Annotated in this window: 22 protein-coding genes; 14 read left to right on the top strand and 8 right to left on the bottom strand. The window is 31.5% G+C overall.

Features of this window, described 5'->3' with window-relative positions; translation table 11 throughout:
- Window positions 1–58: 58 nt before the first annotated feature.
- From NAB20_RS14000 to NAB20_RS13980, 5 genes are all read right to left on the bottom strand, one after another.
- Window positions 59–280 (bottom strand): DUF2795 domain-containing protein, encoded by a 222-nt coding sequence (locus NAB20_RS14000; protein WP_014166495.1) that lies wholly within the window; start codon window positions 278–280, stop codon window positions 59–61.
- 238 nt (window positions 281–518) lie between these two features.
- Complete coding sequence (locus NAB20_RS13995; RefSeq protein ID WP_127822781.1) at window positions 519–1,088, bottom strand: cob(I)yrinic acid a,c-diamide adenosyltransferase; 570 nt, start codon at window positions 1,086–1,088, stop codon at window positions 519–521.
- A 300-nt stretch (window positions 1,089–1,388) separates the two neighbouring features.
- Entirely contained in the window at window positions 1,389–4,316 is a 2,928-nt protein-coding gene (locus NAB20_RS13990; protein ID WP_375605267.1) for a M16 family metallopeptidase, read from the bottom strand.
- Window positions 4,317–4,555: 239 nt separating this feature from the next.
- Complete coding sequence (locus tag NAB20_RS13985) at window positions 4,556–5,248, bottom strand: ABC transporter ATP-binding protein (RefSeq protein ID WP_105196028.1); 693 nt, start codon at window positions 5,246–5,248, stop codon at window positions 4,556–4,558.
- 115 nt (window positions 5,249–5,363) lie between these two features.
- Complete coding sequence (locus tag NAB20_RS13980) at window positions 5,364–6,191, bottom strand: Omp28-related outer membrane protein (protein ID WP_235877617.1); 828 nt, start codon at window positions 6,189–6,191, stop codon at window positions 5,364–5,366.
- Window positions 6,192–6,278: 87 nt separating this feature from the next.
- Between NAB20_RS13980 and NAB20_RS13975 the strand changes: the two genes are divergently transcribed.
- Both NAB20_RS13975 and NAB20_RS13970 read left to right on the top strand, forming a co-directional pair.
- Window positions 6,279–6,761 carry a TlpA disulfide reductase family protein gene (locus NAB20_RS13975; protein WP_088394798.1) on the top strand — a complete coding sequence of 161 codons (483 nt, stop codon included), beginning with the start codon at window positions 6,279–6,281 and terminating at the stop codon, window positions 6,759–6,761.
- Window positions 6,762–6,766: 5 nt separating this feature from the next.
- Window positions 6,767–8,455, top strand: coding sequence for a DUF6029 family protein (locus tag NAB20_RS13970; RefSeq protein WP_375605266.1), 1,689 nt, complete (start codon window positions 6,767–6,769; stop codon window positions 8,453–8,455).
- A gap of 27 nt (window positions 8,456–8,482) precedes the next feature.
- On the opposite strand, the gene NAB20_RS13965 is transcribed toward NAB20_RS13970, so the two are convergent.
- Together NAB20_RS13965 and NAB20_RS13960 are read right to left on the bottom strand one after the other, a co-directional pair.
- A complete protein-coding gene (locus NAB20_RS13965; RefSeq protein WP_375605265.1) occupies window positions 8,483–9,265 on the bottom strand; it encodes an O-methyltransferase in 783 nt (260 codons plus the stop codon).
- 94 nt (window positions 9,266–9,359) lie between these two features.
- Window positions 9,360–11,234: an ABC-F family ATP-binding cassette domain-containing protein gene (locus NAB20_RS13960; RefSeq protein WP_375605264.1), complete on the bottom strand. Its 1,875-nt coding sequence runs from the start codon at window positions 11,232–11,234 to the stop codon at window positions 9,360–9,362.
- A gap of 403 nt (window positions 11,235–11,637) precedes the next feature.
- On the opposite strand from NAB20_RS13960, the gene NAB20_RS13955 reads away from it, so the two are divergent.
- The 12 genes from NAB20_RS13955 to trxB all read left to right on the top strand — a co-directional run bounded on the left by NAB20_RS13955 (window position 11,638) and on the right by trxB (window position 21,592).
- The gene (locus tag NAB20_RS13955; protein WP_105196025.1) at window positions 11,638–12,039 is read left to right on the top strand and encodes a hypothetical protein; all 402 of its coding nucleotides are present in this window, start codon (window positions 11,638–11,640) and stop codon (window positions 12,037–12,039) included.
- A gap of 56 nt (window positions 12,040–12,095) precedes the next feature.
- Window positions 12,096–13,256 carry a glycosyltransferase family 2 protein gene (locus NAB20_RS13950; RefSeq protein ID WP_127822787.1) on the top strand — a complete coding sequence of 387 codons (1,161 nt, stop codon included), beginning with the start codon at window positions 12,096–12,098 and terminating at the stop codon, window positions 13,254–13,256.
- An 83-nt stretch (window positions 13,257–13,339) separates the two neighbouring features.
- Complete coding sequence (locus NAB20_RS13945) at window positions 13,340–14,650, top strand: dihydrolipoamide acetyltransferase family protein (RefSeq protein ID WP_127822788.1); 1,311 nt, start codon at window positions 13,340–13,342, stop codon at window positions 14,648–14,650.
- A 100-nt stretch (window positions 14,651–14,750) separates the two neighbouring features.
- Entirely contained in the window at window positions 14,751–15,524 is a 774-nt protein-coding gene (locus NAB20_RS13940; RefSeq protein WP_088393339.1) for a 3'-5' exonuclease, read from the top strand.
- Window positions 15,525–15,595: 71 nt separating this feature from the next.
- Window positions 15,596–16,207 (top strand): fumarylacetoacetate hydrolase family protein, encoded by a 612-nt coding sequence (locus NAB20_RS13935; RefSeq protein WP_088393337.1) that lies wholly within the window; start codon window positions 15,596–15,598, stop codon window positions 16,205–16,207.
- Window positions 16,207–16,551, top strand: a complete 345-nt coding sequence (locus NAB20_RS13930; RefSeq protein ID WP_088393335.1) for an Hpt domain-containing protein — start codon at window positions 16,207–16,209, stop codon at window positions 16,549–16,551. Before NAB20_RS13935 ends, NAB20_RS13930 begins: the two co-directional genes overlap by 1 nt.
- A gap of 111 nt (window positions 16,552–16,662) precedes the next feature.
- Entirely contained in the window at window positions 16,663–17,910 is a 1,248-nt protein-coding gene (locus NAB20_RS13925) for a CinA family nicotinamide mononucleotide deamidase-related protein (protein WP_375605263.1), read from the top strand.
- A gap of 76 nt (window positions 17,911–17,986) precedes the next feature.
- A complete protein-coding gene (gene rpmB / locus NAB20_RS13920; protein WP_014166479.1) occupies window positions 17,987–18,223 on the top strand; it encodes a 50S ribosomal protein L28 in 237 nt (78 codons plus the stop codon).
- A gap of 28 nt (window positions 18,224–18,251) precedes the next feature.
- The gene (gene rpmG / locus NAB20_RS13915; protein WP_008253902.1) at window positions 18,252–18,434 is read left to right on the top strand and encodes a 50S ribosomal protein L33; all 183 of its coding nucleotides are present in this window, start codon (window positions 18,252–18,254) and stop codon (window positions 18,432–18,434) included.
- A 46-nt stretch (window positions 18,435–18,480) separates the two neighbouring features.
- Entirely contained in the window at window positions 18,481–18,633 is a 153-nt protein-coding gene (locus NAB20_RS13910; protein ID WP_088393331.1) for a DUF4295 domain-containing protein, read from the top strand.
- Between the two features lie 171 nt (window positions 18,634–18,804).
- On the top strand, window positions 18,805–19,758 hold the full coding sequence (gene ftsY, locus NAB20_RS13905; RefSeq protein WP_105196020.1) for a signal recognition particle-docking protein FtsY: 954 nt from the start codon (window positions 18,805–18,807) through the stop codon (window positions 19,756–19,758).
- An 880-nt stretch (window positions 19,759–20,638) separates the two neighbouring features.
- Window positions 20,639–21,592: a thioredoxin-disulfide reductase gene (gene trxB / locus NAB20_RS13900; protein WP_088395036.1), complete on the top strand. Its 954-nt coding sequence runs from the start codon at window positions 20,639–20,641 to the stop codon at window positions 21,590–21,592.
- 130 nt (window positions 21,593–21,722) lie between these two features.
- Here the strand turns inward: trxB and NAB20_RS13895 are convergent, their stop codons facing one another.
- Window positions 21,723–22,613, bottom strand: a complete 891-nt coding sequence (locus NAB20_RS13895) for a DUF6607 family protein (RefSeq protein ID WP_105196019.1) — start codon at window positions 22,611–22,613, stop codon at window positions 21,723–21,725.
- Between the last annotated feature and the right edge of the window lie 93 nt (window positions 22,614–22,706).

Raw genomic sequence — 22,706 nt, 5'->3', positions numbered from 1 at the left:
TGTGTGTAAAAATACCAAAAAAAAAGCCTCTTAAGAGACTTTTTTAGTAGGTTTATGCTTAATACTCATCCTCGTTCCAAAGATAATCTTCGTCTGATGGATAATCTGGCCAAATTTCTTCCATCGATTCATAAATTTCTCCTTCATCTTCGATAGACTGTAAATTTTCTACCACCTCAAGAGGCGCGCCAGTTCTGATGGCGTAGTCGATTAATTCGTCTTTGGTAGCAGGCCATGGAGCATCGCTTAAATATGATGCTAATTCTAATGTCCAATACATCTCTGTAAAATTTTAATTTGTGCAAATATAATTTTTCTACTCAAAAAATCAAGTTTTTTTTGATTTATTTTCAGCTAATTTTTAAGAACTTATTTAGATTAATAATTTTAAGTTTAATGTTTGCTTCTGTGTTAGTTTAACATTAAAAAAATCGTTTATTAAACCTGAAATAGACTATGAAGTAAGAACTTTCGTTTAGTTTATAAATTTGTTTTGAATGTGAATTTTCAATCCAAAATTATTTTCTAGGTATCCAAGGTACTTCATTTGCATTCAAATCGTGTGACAACTTTCGTGCCAGTACAAAAAGATAGTCAGAAAGTCGGTTTAAGTATTTTAAAACAAGTTCATCTGTGGGTTCTTCTTCGTGTAATTGGGTGGATAAACGCTCGGCACGACGGCATACACAGCGTGCAATATGACAATATGACACCGTGGTATGCCCTCCTGGAAGGACAAAATGTGTCATAGGTGGCAAATCGGTTTCCATTTTATCGATTTCGTTTTCTAAATATTCGATATCGGTTTCGGTTAAGCCTAAGTTTTGTAAACGCTTTTGTCCATTTTTTAGGACTTCTTTTTCGGGTGGAGTGGCTAAAATGGCTCCTAACGTAAACAAACGGTCTTGTATTTCTATAAGTACGGCTTTGTACAACGGATTCATTTCTTGGTCGCGTATGAGTCCAATGTAGGAATTTAATTCGTCTACTGTGCCATAGCTTTCAATTCGGATATGGTGTTTGGGAACGCGTGTGCCTCCAAATAGGGCTGTGGTTCCTTTATCGCCTGTTTTTGTGTATACTTTCATTTTGGGTTTAAAAGTTTATAGGTTTAGAAGTTTATGAGTTTAAAAGGTTTTGTTGCACAGAGTTTCACAGAGTTTTGCACAAAGTTTCACAGAGTATTCTTTGCGTACTTCGCGTAATTCTTCGCGACCTTTGCGGTTAAATGTTTTCCGAATCAAAAATAGGAATTAAAAACCAAAGCCTTTCTTTTTAAAATCAAATTTCAATATTTATACTAGTCTGTATCGTTCTTTTTTTGATGTTAAGAAAAAAAAAGACCACTCTTTCGAAATGGTCTTTTAAAAATGATATTTGAAGTTTTTTTAGTAGCCAAAAAGTTCTTCTAACGAAATCTTTTTCACTTCACCTAATTTCTTCATGTCTTCTAAAGAAACTTTTTTCTCAGAAGCTACGATAGCATAGGTATAGGGTTTTCCTGCTAAGTTAGTGCTGTGGAAATTTTTAACATCTTGCATGGTGATAGCGTCAACTGCCGTGTAGACTCTTTTTCTAATATCAGAGGTTTCGCCTAATTGCTTGTTGGCTAAATACGTGAAGATGATATTATCTTGCGTGATACGCTCGGTTTGAATGTCTTTTTTAACACCTGTTTTAGCTAAATCTAAATTAACGGGTAATTCAGGCATTTTAGTTAATAATTCATTCATGGCAGTTGTAGCTTCATTGAATTTATCCGCTTGACTCCCCACATAACTCATCATGTAATAATTTTGGTCTTTCTTTTGAGGTGCAACATAATAACCGTAAGTACTGTAAGCTAAGGCTTTACTTTCACGGATAGTTTGGAACACGATAGAGCCCATACCACCACCAAAATAGCTATTGAAAACATTTACAATTGGTGTTTTGTTTACATCATAATTGTCTGTATTTCTAATCCAACGTGTTTCCGCTTGCACCATGTCGTAATCGGTAAATAAAACTTGGTTAGCCGTTTGTACAACTTGTTTGAATTCTTTCATAGCAGGAGCTGTAGCGAAAGTAGCGGGTACGGTGTGCATTGTTTTTAATTTATCTACAACAGCTGGTAACGGTTGTGGGCCGTAGTAAATTACAGTTTGCTCGTAATGGTTTAAATTTTTGATGCGGTCCACTAATTCTTGAGCAGTCATAGTTTCCAAGGTTGCGTCAGAAAGCGTATTGTTGAATTTGTTTTTTGGACCAAATTGAGCGTAGCTTGTTAAACCTTGTAAGATAGCGCCTTTGTTTGCTTTAGCATCTTTACGTGATTTTGCTAAACGTGCTTTTAAGGCTTTTAAGGCATTCTCATCCGCCTTGATACCTGTAATAAGGTCTTCGTAAAGTTTTACTGCTTTTTCGAAGTTTTCTTGTAATCCTTCAATCGCAACAATAGTGTATTCTTCGTTAGTACTCACGCTGAAACTACAAGCAATTTTGTAAAATTCTTTTGAAATTTCCTCAGCCGTCATTTTGTCTGTTCCTAAAAACTGAACATACTGTGAGGCGATAGCTTGTTTTAAATCGTTTAATGAACCGATTTTGTAACGGTATTTTAAACGGAAAATATCATTGTCTTTGTTAGCAACGTATAATACTTCTGCTTTACCCATTTTTGATTTTTGGATGTCTTTGTCAAAATCTAAGAAAACAGGTTGTGCAGGTGTACTTGGCATATCATTAACCATTTTAACAAAATCAGATTGTTTATCTGCATTTGTTTCTACTGGGGTGATAGCAGGTTTTTCAATTTTGTTGCTAGTTGGTGCTTCTCCTTTACGTTTTAAGATCGCCACGTAGTTTTCTCCTAAATATTTATTTGCAAAAGCTACGATGTCTTCTTTTTTGATTTTTGATAAATCATTTACATAAGCCACTTGGTCTCTCCAATCTAATTCAGATGTAAAAGCATCCATTAAAGTGCTTGCTCTGTCACCATATTTTTCAGTTTCGTAGATTTTCGATTTTTTGATATTGTTGATGATAGAAGGAATTAAGTTATCATCAAAATTACCTTTCTTCAAGTTTTCAATTTCAGCTAAAACCAATGTTTTTACTTCTTCAAGCGATTGTCCATTAGTTGGCGAAGCAGAGAAATATAAAATTCCGTAATCAATTAATGAATAGGTAAAAGCACTAGCTCTTAATAAACGTTGTTTTTTAACTAAGTTTAAGTCTAATAAACCGGCTTTTCCATTGGTTAAAATTTGTCCTACTAAGTCAGCTAATAAGGCATCTTTATCTTTATTACCTGGTAAACGGTAACCTAATGTTACACTTTCTGCATCGGGACCTACAATTTCTTTTACTATAGGAGCCGAGATAGGGTTTTCGGGTTGGAAAGTATATTTAGCTACAGGCTTATTTTGCATATAACCAAAAGCTTTGTCAATTTTAGCAATCATCATATCAGGATTGAAATCGCCTGAAAGGATAATCCCCATATTATTAGGAACGTAAAATTTATTGAAATAATTACGAATTTCTACTAATGATGGGTTTTTTAAATGTTCCACCGTACCGATAGTAGTTTGTAAACCGTAGTTGTGGTTTTTGAATAAATTCGCAAACAAAGATTCGAATACTTTACGTCCGTCGTTATCCAAAGTACGGTTTTTTTCTTCGTAAACGGCTTCCAATTCGGTGTGGAAAATACGTAAAACAGGATTACGGAAACGCTCGGCTTGTACTGCTAAATATTTATCAATAGAACTACTCGGTACATCGTCTGTATATACGGTTTGTTCAAATGAAGTAAATGCGTTAGTGCCTTGTGCGCCCATAGCCGACATCATTTTGTCGTACTCATTAGCAATAGCGTACTTGCTCGCCACACCAGAAACCGAGTCAATTTTTTTGTAAATGGCTTTACGTTGCGCCTCGTCTTTTGATTTGTTGTATTGCTCGTATAAAGCATCAATTTTGTTTAATTCTACTTGTTCTTTTGCCCAATCTAATGAACCGTATTTATCCGTTCCTTTGAATAACATGTGCTCTAAGTAGTGTGCTAAACCTGTATTGGTTGCAGGGTCTGTTTTACTACCTGCTTTTACAGCCACATAACATTGAATTCTGGGGTCTTTGTTGGTTGGACTCAAAATAACAGTCAAACCATTTTTTAAGGTATAAAAACGAGCTTTAGTAGGGTCGTTTGTAACGTATTTGTAATGGTATCCATTACCAGAAGCATCTTTCCATTGATGCTGACTTTGAGCTAAAGCAACTGTTGAAAAAACAGTAGCCATTAAAATAAATTTGATTTTACTTAGCATTGTTAGTTAAATTAATTTAAAGATCAGAAATAGTTATTTTGAGATTAAATTCAGACTACGTGATTGATTTTGTGATGAAGATGAAAAAGACAAAGAATATAAAAATGTACGAAAAATTTTTATTGAAGATGCAGTTTTATTACATCGAGGACAAAAAGTATACTTTTTTAGATTTCAAGTCATTTTAATCTATAATAAATTTTTAAAGCATAATTTGGATGAAAAAGGAATAATAAAAATTAACGTTTATTACTCTTGTCACTTTCAATAGATCCGTCTTTTAAGCGGATAATTCTATGGGCGTGTTGGGCAATATCTTCCTCATGAGTTACTAGTATAACGGTGTTTCCGTTGGCGTGAATAGCATCAAATAGTTTCATGATTTCAATAGAGGTTTTACTATCTAAATTGCCTGTGGGCTCATCAGCTAATATAATAGAAGGTTTGTTGACTAAAGCTCTTGCTACAGCCACACGTTGGCGTTGTCCACCTGAAAGTTGATTGGGTTGATGATCCATACGATCGCCTAATCCTACCTGATTAAGAACTTCTATTGCTCGTTTTGTTCTGTCTGATTTTGAGTAACCTGCATAAATCATAGGTAATGCCACATTGTCTAGTGCAGTAGTTCGTGGTAAAAGATTAAAAGTTTGAAACACGAAACCAATTTCTTTATTGCGGATTTCAGCCAATTCATCATCTTTCATTTTGGAAACATCTTTTTTGTTTAAAATATATTCTCCTGATGTAGGTGTATCTAAACATCCTAAAATATTCATTAATGTTGATTTTCCAGAACCAGAAGGCCCCATTAAAGCAACATATTCACCTTTTTTGATATGTAAATCAATTCCTTTTAAAACATGGATAGTTTCGTCTCCTAATTGAAAATCACGTTTGATATCTGATATTTTGATTAATGATTTATCCATTTTTGTGAATACTTTTTACAATTAGTATCTAAAAACAAAATATGTTACAGTTGTAGATGAAAAAAAGAGGCTTAAGTTATTTTTACTTAAGCCTCTTCTGAAAAGATATGTAGTCTTATTGAGTAACTTCAAAAAGCTGTTTAACATTAGGAGAAACCTCTCTAACATTTAATGATTCACCATCATTGTTTAAAATCATCGCTACAAATCTCATTTTTTTGCTATTTTGTACATTTCTTGATAAAGGAATGTTGAAATTTTTAGTTACGGTATTGTTTGCTTTTATTGTTTCTACAGGATCACCGTATATATTTGTTAAGCATTCTCTTAAAACATCATTATGAACAAAATCTTTTATTACAGAATCGCTTACGTAGAAATTAGTGTAATTTGCTTGGTTGGATATTAGACCGTCTTCAACAATATAAACTACGAGTTTAAGATTGCTATAATCTTTAGTAGCTTTAATGTTTATACTTAGATTTATTTTTTCTGAATCAACGGTTGAGTTCATTGCAATTCCTAAATCAGTATTGTCATTAGTTAAGTCAACTACTTGATTAATATTATTGTTTTGAGGTGATTTCCATTCAATTTTTCTGTTAAGTATACCAGTTGGGAAACTTTTAATTACAGCAGGTAAAGTTCCTGAGTAGTTATAAGGGTCAAATCCGCCGCCACTAGAGCCTCTATGTATTGCTACGCTTACAACTTTGGATGTGTTTTCTTTTACTTTTGTAGTACTATAACTTATTCTAGGACACCATCCGCACCAAGTACCTGTATAATCCTCAATAAGGACATTTTTGATGAATTTTGAAGAAGCAGAAGGTGTTTGATTATCAACAATAGCTTGGGGTGTAGACTCTTTTGTTTCATTTTCTTTACTACATGCTAATAGTGAAAAAACAGCAAGAAATGATAATATTTTTGAAAATTTCATAATATTATTTTTGAGTTAATTAAAATAAATATTTGCGAAGATGATAAAAAAAAATACTTTAGCAAAAAAAATCGTAAAAAAAATCTTATGTTAAAAGTATTTAAAAATTTGTTTTTTTTCTTTATAGCAAGTAGTGCCCTTGCTCAACAAAAAATACCCAATATCGTATTAAAAGATTTGGATAGTAAAGAATTTTCTATTCAAAAAGATTTTGAAGAAAAGGATAAATTATATGTTTTTACCTTTTGGGCAACATGGTGTGGTCCTTGTATTAAAGAATTAGAAGAAATGAATGAGATTCAAGAAGAATGGAAGCAAAATTTAAATTTTGAAATTATAGCTGTATCAATAGACGATACAAGAACACAAAAGAGAGTAAAACCTTTAGTAAAAGGAAAAGAATGGACATATAAAGTTTTATTAGATACTAATCAAGATTTTAAAAGAGCGATGGGAGTTGTTAACCCTCCTTTTACTATGGTTGTTAAAAATAGGAAAGTTGTTTACATCCAAAATGGATATACACCAGGAAGTGAACAAGAATTGTATAACAAATTAAAGACTTTATAAATCTCATGTATAAAAAAATAATTTTATTTTGTTGTTTATTCCCTTCAATATTCTCATTTGCTCAAGAAGGAACAACAGAAGAAGCACCTAAAAAAGAGTATGGAAAAGTATTTGGCTTTTTTGAGTCAAATGGACAATGGTATTTGAATGATAAAGAGTTGAAAATTAATCATCCTGATTATCCAATACGTTCAAATAATTATTTAGGACTTAATTATAATTACAAACGATTTACTGTAGGTGTTCAAACAGAATCTTATGTTGATAATGCGTTGTTGAATTTTAATCCCAAATATGAAAAAACAAATATTGGGACCTATTTTTTAAATTATAAATCAAATAAATTAGATGTAACAGCAGGTTATTTTTATCAACAATTTGGTAGCGGTTTGATTCTAAGAACTTGGGAAGATAGAGCTTTAGGAATTAATAACGCTTTAAGAGGAGGTAAAATAAGTTATAAGCCATTTGATTTTATTTCATTAACGGCATTATATGGTAAACAACGAACAGGTTTTGAAGTAGCAAATTCGGATATTTATGGTTTTAATACAGATATTGATATCACCAATTTATTTAATAAAGACTATTTTACACTTGAGATTGGTTTTAGTTATGTAGGTAGAAATGAATTAACAGACGTAATTCGCCCTAAATTTTTGAGTTTAACAAATGCTTATTCAGGTAGATTAAATTTTTCAAAAGGAGCCTTTTATATTGCTACAGAATATGATTATAAGTCCCCTGATGCTATAGTAGAATTTGGGGAAATAGAAGAAGATTTTATAAAATCAGGGTCTGCTCTTTTAATAAATACTGGATTTTCAAAAAAAGGATTTGGTATTGATGCAACGTTTAGAAGATTAGAAAATATGAGCTTCTTTTCAGAGAGAAAAGCAAAAGGTAATTTGTACAATGACAAAATAATAAATTTTGTTCCTAGTTTAACAAAACAACATCATAATAATTTAGCCAATATTTATGTTTATCAAGCACAATCTAATGTTTCAATGCCAGATGAAGCAATTTTAAAAGCAGGAGAAATAGGAGGGCAAATAGATATATTTTATAACTTTAAAAAAGGATCTAGTTTAGGAGGTAAATATGGAACAAAAATAGCTTTAAACGCATCTAGTTGGTTTGGTTTGGCAGGCAAATATTCTTTTTATAATCCTAGAGATTATAAAACTGATTTTTTTAGTTTGGGACAAAAATATTTTACTGATTACAATATAGAAATTGATAAAAAAATTAATGATAATCTCACAATGAATTTTGTTTATATAAATCAGTATTATAATAAAAAGTTGATTGAAGAAACTTATGGACTTGTTAAGACTAATAACATAGGTTTAGAAGGAACTTATAAGTTTAAAAATAAAAATCAGTCATTAAGAATTTTAGCAGAACATCTTTGGGCTGATTCTGATAAAAAGAATTGGGGAGGAGGTACTTTTGAATTTAATTTTAATCAAAAAATTTCTTTATATCTAACAGATCTTTATAATTATGGTAATGAAGATGTAGAAAAACGCCAACATTATTATAGTTTTGGTGGTGTGTTTAGACAAAAATCAACCCGTATTCAATTAGCTTATGGAAGGCAAAGAGGAGGTTTAATGTGTGTAGGAGGTGTTTGTAGAATGGTTCCTGAAAGTAGTGGATTATCATTAAATATCAACACTGCTTTTTAAATAAAATAAAGAATAAAAGAGCATGAATTATATTCGTATGATAAAATGCTCTTTTTCTTGTTCCCTTCTAAAAAATACAAAACCCCATTGAAAAGTATCAATGGTAACGGTTACTTTTTCATGCTTTTTTATTGTTTCCCAAGCTTCTTCCATATCAGCAGACCAATGAATATCGTCAAATATCCAAATCGAATCGTTAGATATTGTTGGGAGTAATAAATTGAAATATTCTAGTGTAGCTTGTTTAGAGTGGTTACCGTCGAAATAGATTAGTTCAAGCCCCCTAGTCTTCAAAGGGAGAATTTGATTTAGATAATTTGAAAATTCTGTATTGTCAAAATCAATGTTGTTGAAGTTTTGCAATTGACATTGAAGTTTTGCAATTGCAATTGTGTTTGTGCATCCTTCTAAAGTAGTAATTTTAGCTTTGGGATTGCCTAATGACAAGGCTGAGGTTGCTAATCCTAACGAAGTGCCAATTTCTAAGATAGTTTCAGGTTGAAAATAACGCACTACACGAAATAATAATTCGGCTCTTTTAGGAGAGATTCCAGCATTTTTAGCAATCGCAGAAATTGGTCTTTTATTTGATCTAAAAACACGTGAACCCGTACCAAAGTCAGTTACTTCAATGGTTTTGTGATTTTGTAAAAGGTTTTTTCGGTATTCTTTTAAAATAGAGTATTCAGGATAGTGGGTTTTGTCGTAAAAACATTTGGTTACTAAACTAAATACAAAAGGGGAGTGGACTCCGTGTTGGTTGGTGGATTTCCAAAGAAATTTTAGATATGATTTTATTATTTGTAACACAGATTTTCTCAAAGTTTGCCACAAAGAAACACAAAGTAAATATAAAATAAAAACTTTGTGTGACTTTGTGAGGACTTCGTGTCACTTTGTGAAACTATTCTTCCATCTTCATAGAAAGTTCAAACCAACGTTCTTCATTAGCTTCCAATTTCTGAATTACTTTTTGCAATTCATTTGCTTTTGTTTCAATTTGGTCATCAGCCACACTTCCATTTGAAAATAAATCTTCAATTTCTTTTTTCTTAGCTTCCAAATCTTTGATTTCGCGTTCAATTTTTTGGAATTCCTTTTGTTCTTGGAAGGTTAAGCCTTGTTTAACTTGTTTTTCTTTCCAATTAGACTTCGCAGTTTGCGTTTCGTCAACTCCCCCTTTGGGGGTTGGGGGGCTACTACTATCTTCATACGCTCTAAAATCAGAATAATTTCCAGGGAAATCTTCTATTTCTCCTTGTCCTCTAAATACAAATAAATGGTCTACAATTTTATCCATAAAGTAACGGTCGTGACTCACTACTAATAAACAACCTGGGTAGTCTAATAAGAAGTTTTCAAGTACATTTAGCGTTACGATATCTAAATCGTTTGTAGGCTCATCTAGTATTAAGAAATTCGGATTTTGGATTAAAACCGTACATAGATATAAACGTTTTAATTCGCCACCGCTTAATTTTTCTACGTAGTCGTGTTGTTTCTTACGGTCAAACAAAAAGCGTTCTAATAAACCTCCTGCAGAAATCGTTCTCCCTTTGGTTAAAGGAATATATTCCCCGTATTCTTTAATAATATCAATTACTTTTTGTTCAGGCTTAGGATTGATACCCGCTTGTGTGTAGTAACCCACTTTTATGGTTTCTCCGATAACCACTTTACCGTTATCAGGTTGTATGGTTTGGGTCAGAATATTTAAGAAAGTCGATTTTCCAGTACCATTTTTACCAATGATTCCAATGCGCTCGCCTTTGTTGAACGTATAATCAAAACCGTTTAGGATAACACGTTCGTTGAATTTTTTAGAAACTTTGTGAAGTTCGATAATTTTACTTCCCATACGTTCCATATTGATTTCCAATTCTACTACGTTCTCCTTACGGCGACTCATTGCTTTTTCTTTAATCACATAAAAATCGTCTTGACGTGATTTCGATTTGGTAGTACGCGCTTTCGGTTGGCGACGCATCCATTCTAATTCTTTTACAAAAAGGTTTTGAGCCTTATCAATGCTCGCATTTTCAGATGCAATACGCTCTTCCTTCTTTTGCAAATAATAGGAATAGTTTCCTTTGTATTGGTATATTTTTCCGTTTTCTAACTCAATGATTTCATTACACACACGTTCCAAGAAAAAACGATCGTGTGTCACCATGAATAATGTAATGTTTTCTTTGGCAAAATAATTTTCCAACCATTCAATCATTTCTAAATCCAAGTGGTTGGTTGGCTCATCCAGAATTAATAAATCGGGTTTGTTGATTAGAATGATAGCTAATGCTAAACGCTTTTTTTGTCCACCCGACAAGTTTTTAACTTTTAGCTTTAAATCCTCTAGTTTTAGCTTGAAAAGAATTTGTTTGTATTGGGTTTCAAAATCCCAAGCATTATGGCGGTCCATATTGTCAAAAGCTTTTTGATACGCTTCCTCATTTTCAGGATTTAAAATCGCCTTTTCATATTGTTCAATAACTTTCAGAATTTCATTGTCACTAGCAAAAATGCTTTCCTCAATAGTCAATTCGTTTTGTAAGTTAGGTTCTTGCGATAAAAAGGCCATACGGATTTCTTTTCGCATTATAATTTGACCGCTATCAGGTGTGTCTTCTCCGGTTATAATACGAAGAATAGAGGTTTTTCCTGTTCCATTTTTAGCTACAAAAGCTATTTTTTGGTCTTTATTTATTCCAAATGATAAATCTTTAAACAAAACACGTTCGCCGTAAGATTTTGATATATTTTCAACTGAAAGGTAATTCACAACTTTTTTTAGCAAAAGTAATGTTAAATAAAACATTGCAAAATATAATATTCTAAAAATTATAGATTAACAGTTTACTATTTTACTAAAATATTTTTCACAATATTTATTTCTTTCATGATTAAAATATTATTTTATTAAATAATTTTATACTATCCTAAGAAGAATATTCGTTTATATAATACAAAAGAGTAAAGTTAAGTTTAAAATTAGCATAGATTTTGATGTAAGAAATAAACATTGTTTTGAGAATATCAAAAAAGTCAGATCTTGTTCAAGTAAAAAAAGAGTCTTAAATAAAGTTAGAAAAATAGAAGAAAATAAAACGATCAATAGTTCAAAAGAATTATTCGGAAAATGATCTTCTTGATTAAAATAGAAAATTTAAAATCAAATAATAAATATGAAAAAAGTAATTATCGGAGTACTGCTAATGTCTGCTTTTATTAGTTGCAAAAAAGAATCAGAATCAAACACAAAAGAAAATGAAGTAACACAAGAAAAAGTAGATCAATACAACAAAGATGAAGTTGAAATGATTGAAAATTCTGACACTACAAGTTACAAGAGTGTAGATGGAAAAAGAAGTTTGAAAATTATTTATACCCCAGAATTTGAAAAAGAGAAAGGATCTCTTGAAATTCAGTTAAAAGAAGGGGAGCAATTTAAACGATTAGAAAAGAAAGGAGAAGATAGTGGAAATCCTGTTTATTCAGATGGAAAAATATCTTGGATGACAAAAGAAACAGGAGGGAAAGGAACCTTAACAGAAGATAATAAGAAAATAGAATTTGTAATGCAATAATTAAAAAGCCGATTTATCGGCTTTTTTTATAGAATATAAAGTTACATATTTGTATTATGCAACTTTCGGTCATCATTCTCAGTTATAATGTGCGCTATTTTTTAGAGCTATGTGTCTTAAGTGTTCAAAAAGCGCTTCAAGATATTGATAGTGAAATTATAGTAGTCGATAATAATTCTTCTGATGATAGTTGTAAAATGATGAAAGAAAAATTCCCAGGAATAAAGCTTATTCAAAATGAAAAAAATTATGGTTTTCCAAAAGGAAATAATATAGCAGTAAAACAAGCACGAGGAAAATATATTTGTATTCTAAATCCCGATACTGTTGTGGCAGAAGATACTTTTTTTAAGATATTAAACGCTAAAAATTGGAAATCAGATACAGGTATAATAGGCTGCAAGTTGATAGATGGGACGGGGAATTTTTTGCCAGAAAGTAAAAGAGGATTGCCTACTCCTTGGGTTGCCAGTACTAAAATTTTAGGATTATATAAAATATTTCCTAAGAACAAATGCTTTAATCAATACTATGCCCAACATTTGAGTGAAAATAAATCAGGGAAAATAGATGTTTTAGTTGGTGCTTTTATGGTAATGAAGCGAGAATTGTATCTAAAAGTGGGAGGGTTTGATGAAGGTTGTTTTATGTATTCCGATGACATAGACTTAAGTTATTTGGTGCAAAAAGAAGGATTTCAAAATTATTATTACCATGATACAAGCATCATACATTATAAGGGAGAAAGTACTTTGAGAGACAGAAAATATATCAAACATTTTAGTGATGCGATGCAGTTTTTTTATAATAAGCATTTTGGAGGGGCTTTTTTCTTTAAAATTCTAATGAAAGTAGGGGCCATATTTTTTGCATTACTAAAAAGCAAACAACAAAAACAAATTTTTTACAATATAGCGGAGTATATTTTGTATACAAAAAATGAAAAAATAGGTGAAAAAATCGCCAACGTACTAAAAAAAAAATGTACACAGATTAATGATATTGAACAAAATCCCTTATTTTCGCATAGCTATCTAACTAAAAATAAAATAGAAGTTTTACTAGATAATAATAGTTTTTCTTTTAAAGAAATTATTACATTTTTAGAAAAAAATAAGAATAGCGGTTTTACCTTCAAGATTCTTCCAATGAATTCCGATTTTATATTAGGAAGTAATAGTAGTAACGATAAAGGAGAAGTTCTTTTGTTGAGGTAAAAATTATATTAAACGAAATTATTAATCAAAATAATTGTTAATTTTGCAATTTAGATAAGAAAACACAACTTGAGTTTAAAGATATGGCAAAGTTTGAATTGAAATTACCCAAGATGGGTGAGAGTGTTGCAGAAGCAACTGTAACCAATTGGTTAAAAAATGTGGGCGACCACATTGATATGGATGAAGCGGTACTTGAAATAGCTACTGATAAAGTAGATAGTGAAGTGCCAAGTGAGGTAGCAGGAACGTTAGTTGAGATTTTATTTCAAAAAGACGATGTGGTACAAGTAGGTCAAACCATTGCTATTATTCAAACTGAAGGAGATAGCCCCCTAACCTCCCAAGGGGGAACAACTACCGCAACTGAAGCGCCAGTAGCTGTAGCAGTTAGTGAAGTAACTAAAGCGGTTGAAGTGGCTAAAGAAACAGTTGCTTCAGTAGATTTTTCAGCTTCTGATAAATTCTTTTCACCATTAGTGAAAAATATTGCAAAAGAAGAAGGTGTTTCTTTAGTAGAATTAGAGTCTATACAAGGTACAGGTAAAGAAGGACGTGTAAATAAAGAAGATATTCTAAATTATATCAAAAATAGAGGAGATCAGTCAGTAGTATCTACAGTTGTAAAAGCAACACCAGTTGCTACAGCTTCTGCTATACAAGCCGTTCCAGTATCGGTAAACGGTGCGGATGAAATGGTAGAAATGGATAGAATGCGTAAACTTATTTCTAAATACATGGTGGAGTCCGTTCAGACTTCAGCTCACGTACAGTCATTTATTGAAGTAGATGTTACAAATATTGTGAAATGGAGAGATAAGGTTAAAAATGCTTTCGAAAAAAGAGAAGGTGAAAAGTTAACTTTTACTCCAATCTTTATGGAGGCTGTTGCTAAAGCATTACGCGATTTTCCTGGTATGAATATTTCAGTAGATGGAGACTATATCATTAAAAAGAAAAATATTAATTTAGGTATGGCGGCTGCATTGCCTAACGGAAACCTAATTGTGCCTGTAATTAAAAATGCAGATCAGTTAAATTTAGTAGGAATGACTAAAGCGGTAAATGATTTAGGTAACCGTGCTAAAGCAGGTAAGTTAAAACCTGATGATACACAAGGAGGAACTTATACTGTAACCAATGTAGGATCCTTTGGGTCAGTATTTGGAACGCCTATTATAAATCAACCACAAGTTGGTATTTTAGCCTTAGGAGCCATTCGTAAAGTACCTGCTGTTATTGAAACGCCAGAAGGAGATTTTATTGGGATTCGTCAAAAAATGTTCCTTTCACATTCATACGACCACAGAGTGGTAGATGGAGCTCTTGGAGGTATGTTTGTAAAACGAGTAGCTGATATATTAGAAGCTTGGGATCTTAATCGAGAAATATAATTTGTTATATAAATAAAATAAAAATCCAAATAAGGAAACTTATTTGGATTTTTTGTTTTCCAGATTTATATCTTTGTACTATTAACCGAATAATAAATTAATGGAGTTAAAATTAAATCGTCCGATTTGTTTTTTTGACTTAGAAACTACAGGGACAGATATTTCAAAAGATCGAATTGTTGAAATTTCAATAATAAAAGTTTTTCCAAATGGAAATAAAGAAAGTAAAACATGGTTGGTAAATCCTACTATTCCTATTCCAGTACAAGCAGCTGCCATTCATGGTATTTCAGATCAAAAAGTAGCAAATGAGCCTACTTTTTCAGAATTAGCTAGTCAAGTACATAGTATGATAAAAGATTCTGATTTAGCAGGATTTAATTCGGATCGTTTTGATATTCCTTTATTAGCAGAAGAATTACTACGTGCAGGAGTTGATTTTGATATGAAAAATAGAGTTTCTGTTGATGTTCAAACTATTTTTCATAAAAAAGAAGAACGTACATTGAGTGCTGCATACAAATTCTATTGCAATCAATCTTTGGAAAATGCACATAGCGCAGAAGCGGATACCAATGCCACTTACGAAATCTTGAAAGCACAGCTAGATCGTTATCCTGATTTAGAAAACGATATGAAGATATTGTCAGAGTATACAACCCGTAAAAAATCAGTTGATTTTGCAGGTTTTATTGCTTTAAATGAAAAAGGACAAGAAATCTTTGCTTTTGGTAAACATAAAGGAGCCTTAGTTGAAGAGGTTTTTGATAAAGAACCAGGGTATTTTGGATGGATTCAAAATGCTGATTTTCCTTTGTATACCAAGAAAGTATTAACAGGGATTAAATTGAGAAAATTAAATACAAAACAGTAAAAAGTGAAGCGTGATTAGCGCATAGTGAATAGGAGCTAATTACGGATCACTTATCACTAATTACTTGAGAAATGAAAATAATCTGTATAGGTCGTAATTATACTGACCATATTGCTGAACTTAATAATGAACGTCCGATTGAGCCAGTAGTTTTTATGAAACCGGATACCGCTATTTTGCCCAAACAGTTTCCTTTTGTCTTGCCTGATTTTAGTGATGATATTCATCATGAAGTAGAAGTTTTGGTGAAAATAAATAAAGTAGGAAAGTATATTGATGCTAAATTTGCTCATAAATATTATGAGGAAATAGGTTTAGGAATTGATTTTACTGCCCGCGATTTACAAGCAAAATTAAAAGAGAAAGGTTTACCGTGGGAAATAGCAAAAGCATTTGACGGTTCAGCGGTAATAGGTGACTTTTTATCGAAAAAAAATTTTAGTTCGTTAGAAAATATTAACTTTGAATTAAGAAATAACTCACAAATTGTTCAACAAGGCAATACAAATCAAATGCTTTGGAAGATAGATGAAATCATTGCTTACGTTTCGCAATATTTTACTTTAAAAACAGGTGATGTTATTTTTACGGGAACTCCTGCAGGAGTTGCTAAAGTAAATCCAAATGATATTTTGGAAGGATATTTAGAAAATAAACAACTATTTAAGATTCAGGTTAAATAATGGCTATTCATTATAATTTAGCAAAAGTATATGCAATTTCAGATGATGATGATGATTTTGTACGTCAAATAATTACTCTTTTTATAGAAGAAGTTCCAGAAGATGTAAGACAGATAAAAGAAGGTATTGAAGAAAAAGATTATGCTAAAGCTTATGGGTATGCGCATAAGACAAAACCGACTTTGGATTTGTTAGGAATGGAAGCTGCCAAAGAAGAAATTCTTCAAATTGAGCAATGGACACGCGATAAAGGAAAAAAGAAGGAAATTAAAGAAATTTATAAAAGTTTAAAAGCTAGAATAAATGCGGCTTTAGATGAAGTGAAAAAAGATTTCAAATTTTAATAAAAATTACTTGATTGAAAAACAAGGATTTAAAGGAGTTTTGATAACGATCAGAATCCTTTGATCCTTGTTTTTTTTTTTGATATTTGTAAAAGAAAATAAATAAAAAGGATGAAAGCAGCTATCATAACTATAGGAGATGAAATATTAATTGGCCAAATTACAGATACAAACTCTGCTTATATAGCAAAATCTTTAGATAAAATAGGTATTCAGACAGTGGAAATGCTGTCTATTTCTGATGATAAAAAACATATTTTAAAAACACTTTCCTACTTACAAGATCAAGTAGATGTTGTTGTTATAACAGGTGGTTTAGGTCCTACAAAGGACGATATTACAAAAAAAACACTATGTGAATATTTAGATGATGTTTTAGTTTGTGATGAAGAAGTGCTGAGACATGTAACCAAAATGATTGAAAATTATTTTAAAAGACCTATAACTCAATTAAATAAAGATCAAGCGTTAGTGCCTTCTAAATGCAAAGTACTATTTAATCAAGTAGGAACAGCACCTGGAATGTGGATGGAAAAAGGAAAGACAGTTTTTATTTCTCTTCCTGGAGTTCCCTATGAAATGAAGCATTTGATGGATGATGAGGTAGTGTTAAAATTAGTAAATAGGTTTGATCGTCCTTATATTTATCATCAAACATTGATGACTTATGGAGTGGGAGAAAGTTTGTTAGCTGAACGAATTGAAGAGTGGGAAAATAAGCTGCCAGATTTTATTAAATTGGCTTATTTACCTAGTCCTTTTCAGGTAAAACTCAGATTGACGGCAAGAGGCATTAATGAACAGGAATTAAAAGAAAGAGTGGCTTTGGAAGTCGAAAAAATAAAACCTTTGATACAAGATTGTTTAGTGGGGTTGGATGAAGGAGAAACAATTGAAGTTATGTTAGGAAGGTTGTTAACTCAAAAAAAAATGACTCTATCAGTTGCGGAAAGTTGTACAGGAGGGAAGATAGCTTCTTTACTGACGACAACGGCAGGAGCTTCTGCTTATTTTAAAGGAGGGATTGTAAGTTATGCTACAGATGTAAAAAAAATGTTGTTAAACGTAGATAGTGCTGTTATTAACGAATATTCAGTAGTAAGTGAGCAGGTAGCTCAAATGATGGTGAAAAATGTAAAAGAGTTGTTGAAAACAGATTTCGCAATTGCTACAACAGGAAATGCAGGGCCTTCTAAAGGAGAATCAGATGCAGATCTGGGGATAGTATATATAGCAATAGCAACACCTGAAAAGATAGTCGTGGAAAAATGTGAGCTAGGGCAACCAAGAGAAAAAGTAATAGAAAGAGCTGTAAATAAGGGGCTTGAAATGTTGTATAAAGAAATTTTAAAAAAATAGCAAAATAGTTTGTTTAATCGTTTTATTTTTTGTTACTTTGCACCCTGATTTTGAATAACGATAAAACATAAGTATAATGTCAAGAGTTTGTGACCTTACAGGAAAAAGAGCGATGGTAGGAAACAACGTTTCGCACGCTATGAACAAGACAAAGAGAAAATTCTCTGTAAACTTGATTAAAAAACGTTTTTACCTTCCTGAAGAAGATAGATGGATTACTTTAAGAGTAGCTGCTTCTACAATTAAAACGATTAATAAGAATGGAATTTCAGCTGTGTTGAAACAAGCACAGGCTAATGGATTAATCAAATAATCTATTCCTAATTTAAATATATTTTAAGATGGCAAAGAAAGGTAATAGAATTCAAGTGATTTTAGAATGTACAGAGCATAAGACTTCTGGTGTACCAGGAACTTCTCGTTACATTACTACTAAAAATAAAAAGAACACTCCAGATAGATTAGAAATTAAAAAATTCAATCCTATCCTAAAGAGAGTGACTGTTCATAAAGAAATTAAATAATTTAGAAGTTTTTATAACTAAAAATTTCAATTAAAAAATGTAAGTCATGGCAAAGAAAACCGTTGCAACCCTACAGACAGCATCTAAGAGATTATCTAAAGCTATTAAAATGGTAAGATCTCCTAAATCTGGTGCTTATACTTTTGTTGAGGCTATCATGTCTCCTGAAGAAGTTGATGAATTTCTAAAAAAGAAATAATTTTATCTATTCAATATAACAAAGCTGCTTCTTTTTTGAAGTGGCTTTTTTATTTTATATTTGCTAAAAAAATAACCTAAATAATACTTTTCTTGTTGTATAAAGTATATTTTCGTTTTTTTGATTTATTGAGTATATAGATCGTAGTTGTAAATTGTAAATCATATATAAATGAATTTCTTTAAAAAAATTTTTTCTTCTGAAAAAAAAGAAACACTTGATAAAGGTTTAGAAAAGTCAAGCACTTCTTTCTTGTCTAAATTAACTAAAGCAGTTGCTGGTAAATCAAAAGTAGATGATGATGTATTAGATAATTTAGAAGAGGTGTTGGTAACTTCTGATGTTGGAGTCAATACCACCTTAAAAATTATTGAACGTATTGAATCACGTGTAGCGCGTGATAAGTATTTAGGTACAGATGAACTTAATAAAATATTAAGAGAAGAAATTGGCTCTCTTTTATCAGAAACTAATTCAGGTGATGAAACAGACTTTGTTATTCCCGCGAATAAAAAACCGTATGTTATTATGGTTGTGGGGGTAAATGGAGTAGGTAAGACTACTACTATTGGTAAATTAGCAAATCAATTTAAGAATGCAGGTTATAAAGTAGTGCTAGGTGCGGCAGATACATTTCGTGCTGCAGCAATTGATCAATTACAAATTTGGGCAGATAGAGTAGGAGTTCCTATTGTAAGACAACAAATGGGTAGTGATCCTGCTTCTGTAGCTTTTGATACCTTACAAAGTGCTGTGGCACAAGGAGCAGATGTTGTAATTATTGATACAGCAGGACGTTTGCATAATAAAGTAGGTTTAATGAGCGAACTTTCAAAAGTTAAAAGAGTAATGCAAAAAGTGGTAGTAGATGCTCCTCATGATGTGTTATTAGTATTAGACGGTTCTACAGGTCAAAATGCGTTTGAACAAGCAAAAGAATTCACTGCGGCAACTGAAGTTACTTGCTTAGCTGTAACAAAATTAGATGGAACCGCTAAGGGAGGAGTCGTAATTGGTATTTCCGATCAATTTCAAATTCCAGTCAAATATATTGGAGTAGGTGAAGGAATTAATGATCTTCAAGTGTTTAATAAATATGAGTTTGTAGACTCTTTCTTTAAATAATATGCAAAGTTTTAAAACGTTTCATTTTTTTCTTTTTGGAACATCAGCCCTTTTAGTAGCTCAATATACTAAGAATGTAAAAATTTCTTTATTGTTTTATACGATAGCTCTGGTATTATATATTACTGCATTGGTGAAATTTTATAAAGAAAAAAAATAGAAAAAGAGGCTGTCCTAAAGTGTGCACTGGATCAGCCTTTTTTTATTAAATTTAAACGAAGTGAATTGGCAAAGCCAACTATTTCACCTTATTTTCTTCCAATTCAAGTAGGTACGCTGATTTTAATAATCAAAATAGTTTCTTGTTTTTTAAAAATTCCCGTGAGCATTTGAATTTATGGATAAATTTTATTTCACAATGAAGTTTAATCCAGAATCCGAGGTAAAGTGTTTATGTCTCTATTGGAGATAGTTTTTGTATAAATTCAGATTATATGTTAGAAATTTACTACAAATAAGGGCTTCAAATTTTAAAAGTATATTTTTTGTCCTTAATTAGATTGTTTTAAGAGTTTACGGTCTTATCATTTATATAACAGGATAAATCATATATTATTAATGTTATTTATGCCCTTGGTTAAAGGGACAGGTCATGCGTTAAATTACGGCTTTTGCCTCCACAGCTCTGATAAAAAACATCTATTTTTATTTTTCTTCTTTTCATTTTCACAAAGAAGTCTAATACGGAATTTGGGATAAACAGTTTGTGTAAACTAAGTTCTACTTTTAGTTCCCCTCATTTTTATCAATAGAAAATAGTCTTTTCTTTTTTATAATAAATTGATAAATCATTTATATTTATAAATGTATTGAAAACTGTAATTTTAGTTACTTTTATTCCGCTTTAAAATGATTATTTTTGACACCTAAAATTAATATTATGTCAGATACTACAATAGAAAGAGTAAAATGTTTAATTATCGGTTCTGGTCCAGCTGGTTATACGGCTGCTATTTATGCTGCTAGAGCTAATATGAATCCTGTTTTATATCAGGGGACTCAGCCAGGAGGACAGTTGACAACGACTAATGAAGTAGAAAATTTTCCAGGATATCCAGAAGGAGTTACAGGGCCAGAGATGATGGTGCAGTTAGAAACACAAGCAAAACGTTTTGGAACTGATATACGAAATGGTTGGGTTACGAAAGTAGATTTTTCTGGTGATTTACATAAGGTATGGATTCATGATGGAAAAGAACTTTTGTGTGATACAGTGATTATTTCTACAGGAGCATCCGCTAAATACTTAGGTTTGCCTTCAGAACAGCATTATTTAAATATGGGAGGAGGAGTTTCAGCTTGTGCTGTTTGTGATGGGTTCTTTTATCGTAATCAAGAAGTGGTTATTGTAGGAGCTGGAGATAGTGCGTGTGAAGAAGCGCATTATTTATCTAAAATGTGTAAAAAAGTAACAATGCTTGTTCGTAGTGAGCAATTTAGAGCCTCAAAAATTATGGAAGAGCGAGTGCGTAAAACTGAAAATATTCAAATTTTAATGCATACAGAAACAGAAGAAGTCTTAGGAGATGGTCAGGTTGTAACATCTGTTAAAGCAAAGAATAAGTCAACAGGAGAAATAACAGAAATTCCTGCAACAGGTTTCTTTGTAGCTATTGGTCATAAACCTAATACTGATGTATTTAAAGATTATATTGCTTTAGATGAAACAGGCTATATTGTAAATGTTCCAGGTACTTCAAAAACTAATGTTCCAGGTGTTTTTGTTGCAGGTGATGCCGCAGATCATGTATATCGTCAAGCTATAACAGCTGCAGGTACGGGATGTATGGCCGCTCTTGATGCGGAAAGATATTTAGCGGCAAAAGGACACTAAATTACCATTTGTTACTTCATAACATCTCCTTGTAAGAAGTAGTTCAATTTTTTTACTTTAACCCAAAAAGTTTAAATGACCTCAATGATAAAACCCCGGTATTAAATTTAATATCGGGGTTTTAAAAAAATTATTTACTTATATAAGAATCAATTATGTGGCTTATTTCTTCAGGAGTAGCTTCTGATTTTAATTCAAACAATTTTGTGAATAATGGTTGTTTTTCTTTTTTTAATGTTAAGTCTTTGTTTTTGATGAAAATAGTGGACCATTTATTTCTAACATTTTTCCAAATAGTGCTATTTTTTTTCCAGTAATTTTGAGCCAAAGTACATTTAGAATTATCTATCTTTTTGTAAACATCATATCCTTTTTCTTCGGCTAATAAAGTATCTTCATTTTCGCGTATTATTTTTTTATTATCTTGATTATGAATCCATCCAAAATCTTTTATTTCATGTATGTTATTTCTTTTTAAAATATTGTAGTCATTTCTTATTGTATGCTCTCTACGTGGTAAAGGAGCAGCTGTCGTATTTTCCCAAAAATGTCTTCCGTCAATATGTACCCACGAAGCTGAACCTTCATAACGAGGACTATCGTCAACTTGATATACTTTTTGAGTCCATTGACCTACTACTTCTTTTTTATCTAGTTTTTTGTATTTCCATGTTTGATCTTTTTCGAAAATATACAAGTCAGTATTTTCATACAACCAATCTTGTCTCCAGTGTTTTACGATTGATTCTTCTGTTTCTCCAGTGATAAGTAAGTGTTGTAATGATAGTTTGTTTGATTCCTCTTCAATTAGTTCTATCCATTCGATTGCCTTTTCGTGTTTTGTAGGAGAAGGTTTATAATCATTGTTTTTTGAATAGTTAAATGTTTCGGTAAAATTAAATTCAACTTCATAGCATCCGCACATTGATTTGATTGCCTTTCTATCCTCTTCTTTTTTGTTTTGTCCATAGTTTTTCGAAAATAGACTTATTAGAATAAGCGTTAAAGTTGTTTTTTTCATGTAAAGATTGTTTTAAAAAATTTTAGCAAATATATTAATTTAATTTAGAATAAATAAAAATAAGAGTATATTTGCATTCGAATAAAGAATACA

Source organism: Flavobacterium davisii, assembly GCF_042182265.1.
GTDB classification, from domain to species: domain Bacteria; phylum Bacteroidota; class Bacteroidia; order Flavobacteriales; family Flavobacteriaceae; genus Flavobacterium; species Flavobacterium davisii.
The sequence above is the reverse complement of the archived record's forward strand: the minus strand, read 5'-3'. Positions and strand labels throughout refer to the sequence as shown.